This is a genomic window from Emticicia fontis (assembly GCF_054779675.1).
Map to the genome: position 1 here is coordinate 1 of NZ_BAAGXU010000065.1, position 576 is coordinate 576.

Annotated in this window: 1 protein-coding gene; it reads left to right on the plus strand. The window is 35.9% G+C overall.

Features of this window, described 5'->3' with window-relative positions; translation table 11 throughout:
* On the plus strand, positions 1-484 hold a 484-nt coding region (locus ACYVFA_RS25495), incomplete at its 5' end, for an ISL3 family transposase (protein ID WP_460474692.1).
* Between the last annotated feature and the right edge of the window lie 92 nt (positions 485-576).

The window sequence follows — 576 nt, forward strand, 5'->3', positions numbered from 1 at the left end:
TGCTATTGAGTTAGCCAAGAAAACTGATATTGAATATATCCCCAAAGTACTTTCAAATGGAGATACTATCAAACAGTTATTAGCCAGAAGCAGGTATGTCTTGTATAAAAAAGAAAAGGATTGGACAGAAAATCAGAGGCAAAGAGCGGCTTTGCTATTCGAATTATACCCTGACATTAAACAGGCTTACGATTTAACTATGAGTCTTTCTTATATCTTTGAAAATACTAAGGATAAACTATATGGGTTAACAAGGTTGGCTAAATGGCATGAGAAAGTCAGGCAAGCAGGTTTTAAAGCCTTCAATACAGTAGCCCGTTCCATTCAGAATCACTATAAAACGATCGTAAACTTGTTTGAAAACAGAAGTACTAACGCTTCGACTGAATCATTCAATGCTAAAATCAAAGCATTCAGAAGCCAATTCAGAGGTGTGAAGAATATCCCGTTCTTCTTATATAGACTTACCAAAATCTATGCTTAACTTTATTCGCCCACAGGTTTTAGGCTTGACCCGGAAATCAGAATAAAGCATAGATGGGAAGCATTAGATGTTGAAAACGATGCTATTGAGTT